Genomic DNA, 4,968 nt, shown 5'->3' with positions numbered 1-4,968 from the left:
CCTCTACATGGACCTGTCCAGCTTCGAGGGGGCCGACCTGACGCCGACCTGGTGGGAACACCTGACCGTGCGCAAGCCGGTGCGCCTGCACAAGCGCTCACGCCTCGCGGCGATCATCGGCAAGGACGCCACGAGGATCAACATCATCCACCAGCAGGCCATCGATCGGGTCGGCGCCGGCCTGACCGTCGCGGCGCGGGAGCCCAATGGCGTCATCCAGGCGATCGAGGACCGATCCCGGCCTTTCTGGATCGGCGTGCAGTACCACCCCGAACTGATGATCTATCGCGCCCATCATCGCCGACTGTTCAAGGCTCTGGTAGCGGCCGCCAGGGCTCGGCGCAAACCGGCGCCCGCCGCCACGCCGTGACCACGGCCGAACTTGTCGCCCGTGGTGTGGCAGTTCTACAGACCAGCGGCCCCCGCGCCGGGGCTCCCGCCCGCCGCCATGGCGTTCTGCGAGGGTCTGGTCGTTATCGGAATGTTCGTGCCGCTGACGCCGTTGCTCGTCGCCATCGGCGCGGGCATCGCGGTCGGAACGGCAATCGTTCAGCGTGACATTCGGCCGCAACCTCGCTTCGTCCGCGTTTACGCCCCGTTACCCATAAGCGCGCCCTTTGAGATCATGAATCTCGGGCGCCCATGATGCCATTTAACAAGTCCTGGAACCTGGGATCGAAGGTTGCGATGGTCTCTCTGACCGTCTTCATGCTCGCCGCCGCTTGCGTGCTGGCGCCGCGCGCCGTGGGCCGCGTGTCGCCGATCTGGTTCGCCAACGCCGCCGTGCTTTGCTTCTACCTACGCTCTCCTCGCCGCCAGTGGCCTTGGATCGCTATCGCGGGACTGGCAGGCAACCTGCTGGCCTTCCTGTGGATGGGCGACAAGGGAAGCGTCGCCCTCACCCTCTGCGTGGCCAACCTGCTGGAAACACTGGCCTGCGCCCTGTTGATCCGACACGTCATCGGACAAGGCTTCGATATCAGCCGGACTGCTCATCTGCTGCAATTCGGAATGGCGGCGACGGCCAGCGCCGGCGTCGCGGCGGTGATCGCCTCCTCGGGCCTGGGCCTTTTCAACGGAGATCAGGTCCTGCAAAGCCTGACGGTGTGGATCATGGCCCACGCCTTGGGCTTCATGACCCTGACCCCCTGTTTGCTGCTGCTCACCCAGAAACGCGGCGAGGACGAACCCAGGTTTGGGAAACATGGCTGGACCCTCTTCGTGCTGATCACGGTGGTCGGCGTCACATTCGGCCAATCGCGCTATCCGCTGCTGTTCCTGGTCCCGCCCGCCCTCATGCTGGTGACGTGGCGGCTGGAGCTGTTCGGCGCGGCGCTAGGCGTCATGATCACCGCCCTGATCGGCATCACGCTCAGCCTGGCGGGGCATGGCCCCATCGGCCTGATCGATGGCGATCCCACCGAGCGCATCTTGGTGTTGCAAGCGTTTCTGGCGATCTCGATCCTGGCCAGTCTGCCCCTCGCCAATCAGCGCGCCGAGGCCCGCAAGCTCCAGGCCTCGCTCGCTCGCGCCCTGCGCGCCGCCGAAAACCAGACGCTGAGGCTAGACACCGCCACCAGCGTCGCCCGACTGGGACACTGGACCCTGGACATTCCGACGGGGATCTTCACCTGGTCGCGACAGATGTACGAGATCTTCGGCGTCGATCCGAACTCCGACGCAGACCTGGCGGCGGCCATGGCCATGGTCCATCCTGACGACGCTCCCGAATGCCAGCGTCTGGTCGATCGCGCGATCCAGCATGGCGAGGACTATTCTCAGGAGCAGATCCGCATCTTCCGTTCCACCGGCGAGATGCGGCTGACGGGCGGACATGTCGCCTGCCAGCGCGACGAGAGCGGCGCGGTCGTGACGCTTTTCGGCACCCTCACGGACAACACCGACGCCAAGCTCGCCGAGATCCAGCGGACCCATCTGGAAGGCCGCTATGCCGAGATCGCCGCCAAGGCCAGCGACATCGTCTTGCGCCTGGATCCCACCGGAATATGCCTGTCGGTCAATCCCGCCTGCAAATCCGTCCTCGGCTACGAGCCCGAGGAACTGGAAGGTCGGACACTCGGCTGGTTGATCCACTCCGACGACTACGCGCCCATACGCGCGGCGCTGGTCAGTTTACGGCAAGGCGCGGCCGTCGACGGCCGCCTCGTCTACAGAGCGCGTCACAAGGACGGGCGCTGGGTCTGGCTCGAATCCCAACCGCAGGGCGTGCACGCGCCTTTCGGCGGCGGGTTGCTGGAGACCTCGGATGTGATCCGCGACGTCACCGAGCGCATGGAGCACGAGGCGGCGTTGACGGCCGCGCAACAGGCGGCCGAGGCGGCCGAGCAGGTCGCGATGCAGGCCAACACGCTGATGCGTTCGGCCGAGAAGATGGCCCACATGGGTTACATGACCTATGACATCGCCACTCAGGAGATGACATGGTCGGACGAGATCTGGACGATCCTCGACCTGGACCCCGCCGAACATCAACCGGGCTATGATCTGCTCCTCTCGCGGCGCCATCCCGACGATCATCAGCAGGTTCGCGATGACTACGACGCGGCGCTGGCCGCCAAGGCGGACGTCTTCGACACTAGCTATCGCCTGTTGCTCCCGGGCGATCGGGAGCGCCACATCCTGCTGCGCGGCCACATCCAGTGGCGGGCGGGCCAGGCTGTCAGCGCCTTCAGCGTGCTCGTCGACGTCACCGACCTGAAGGTCGCCGAACACGCCGCTCGAGAAAGCGACCGGCGCTACAAGCTCATGGCTCACAACGCCACGGACGTGATCGTCACCAGCGACCCACGGGGCCTGATCACCTTCGTCTCGCCCGCCATCGAGACCCTTGCCGGCTATGACGTCGAGGGCCTGATCGGCCAGAAGGCCAGCGCGTTCGCCCATCCCGACGACCAGCCCACCTTGGAGGCGACCTTCCACGCCCTGATGCGCGGCGAGCCGGCTCGCCGGGTGCGCTGGCGCGGCAAGCACCAGGCCGAAGATCGCTGGCTGTGGCTGGAATCCAGCCCCGCCCTCCTGCGCGACGCCGGCGGCCAGCCGACCGGCTATCTCGACGTCGTGCGGGACGTCACCGCGCAAAAGGAACAGGAAGACGCCCTCGCTCAGGCTCGCCACGAGGCCGAGGTCGCCATGCGCTCCAAGGCCGACTTCCTGGCCAATATGAGCCACGAGTTGCGCACGCCGCTCAACAGCATCATCGGCTTCTCGCGCCTGCTGACCGAAAGCCCGGGTCTGGGGGATGAGGATCGCCGGCGCATCGGCCTGGTGCACAACGCCGGCCAGGCGCTGCACGCGGTGATCGACAACGTCCTGGACTTCTCCAAGCTGGAGGCCGCGGCGCTGGAACTGCACGGCGCCCCCTTCGATCTCATGACCTTTGTCAGCCAAACGGTGGCGCTGCTTGAGCCGCAGACCGCCGCCAAGGACCTCGCATTGCAGGCGCTTCTACCGGCGGCGGCGCCGGCGATGGTGGTCGGCGATGTGGGCCGCCTGCGGCAGGTGCTGCTCAATCTGCTGTCCAACGCGGTCAAGTTCACCTCGCAGGGCGGCGTCGCCGCGCGGCTGACGTGGGATCTGGCTGGATCGGACGCCCTGCGCATTCGCATCGAGGTCTCCGACACGGGGGCTGGCATCGCCAGCAACAAGATCGACGGCCTGTTCAATCGCTTTGCCCAGGCCGAGACCTCGATCGCCGCCAACTATGGCGGCACCGGCCTGGGGCTGGTCATCTCCAAGCAGCTGATCGAACTGATGGGCGGTCAGATCGGCGTCACCAGCACGCTCGGGACCGGTTCCACCTTCTGGTTCGAGCTCTGCCTGCCGATCGCCGAGGCCGCCACCGGTCCGGCGGAGGTGGCCGATCACAGCCGCGCGTTCGCCGGCGCGCGGGTGCTGGTGGTCGACGATGTCGAGCTCAACCGCGAACTGATGATGGCCCTCCTGTCGAACGCGGGCTGCTCGGTGACGCTGGCCAACGACGGCGCGGCGGCGGTCGAGGCGGTCGCCGCCCAGCCGTTCGACCTGGTGCTGATGGACTGCCAGATGCCGGTAATGGACGGCTTCATGGCCACGCGCCGGATCCGCTCGGCCGGCCGGCCCTATTCCACCCTGCCGATTATCGCCCTCACCGCCAGCGCGACACCGGAGCACCTGGCGCGATGCGAGGCGGCGGGCATGGACGGCCACCTGACCAAGCCGCTCAAGCCCGGCGCGCTTGAGGCCATGCTGAAGCGCTATGTCGGCGAGGCCCCGCCGTCCGCCGCCCAGCCCGACGGCGACGGACGTCGGGACCTGGAGCAGACGTTCGGCGCGTCAGGCGTCACCAGTCTGCTGAACACGCTGCTGGGCCAGCTTCAGGGCAAATTGTCGCCCGACGCCGACCTGGATCGCCTCCGGGAGGAAGCTCACGCTCTGCGCGGCGGCGTCGGCATGTTAGGCTACGACGCGTTGTCCGAAGCGTGCGGCGAGCTTGAGCAGAGGCTTGAGAACGGCCTCGACCACGATCCGGCCCTGGCTCGCGCTCGCGACCTGGCGCACGCGGCCGAGGCGGACGCGCGCGACTGGCTCGCCGATCTGGCGCGGGCCGGCTCTCAGGAACAGGTGGCGTAAGGAAGACTCATGCCGACAACCATTCTGGTGATCGACGACGATCTGCTGATCCGTCAGGTCGCCGACCTGGTGCTGACCCAGGCAGGCTACACCGTGGCCACCGCCAGCACGGGCGAATCTGGACTGCACCTGATCGAGCGCACGCGGGCGCAACTGGTGCTGCTGGACATTCAGATGCCCGACATGACCGGTCTCGCCGTGTTGAACGTGCTGCGCCGTCACCGCCGCAACAAGGTTCCGGTGATGATGCTGACCGCCAGGGGCGACATCGAGACGGTCAAGGCCGCGCTGAGCGCTGGCGCGAACGGCTATATGGTCAAGCCCTTCAAGGCCGACGAC

General features: G+C 67.1%; 3 protein-coding genes. All 3 read left to right on the top strand.

Going from position 1 to position 4,968, the window contains the following annotated elements; translation table 11 throughout:
* A partial coding sequence (locus tag AC1DZ6_RS18915; protein WP_477098685.1) for a gamma-glutamyl-gamma-aminobutyrate hydrolase family protein occupies positions 1–370 on the top strand: 370 nt, incomplete at its 5' end.
* Positions 371–687: 317 nt separating this feature from the next.
* Positions 688–4,629, top strand: a complete 3,942-nt coding sequence (locus AC1DZ6_RS18910; protein WP_477098684.1) for a PAS domain-containing protein — start codon at positions 688–690, stop codon at positions 4,627–4,629.
* A gap of 9 nt (positions 4,630–4,638) precedes the next feature.
* The coding region (locus AC1DZ6_RS18905; RefSeq protein ID WP_477098683.1) for a response regulator transcription factor at positions 4,639–4,968 on the top strand (330 nt) is incomplete at its 3' end.

The sequence above is a fragment of the Caulobacter sp. P1_B12_2 genome (assembly GCF_056406675.1).
The sequence above is the reverse complement of the archived record's forward strand: the minus strand, read 5'-3'. Positions and strand labels throughout refer to the sequence as shown.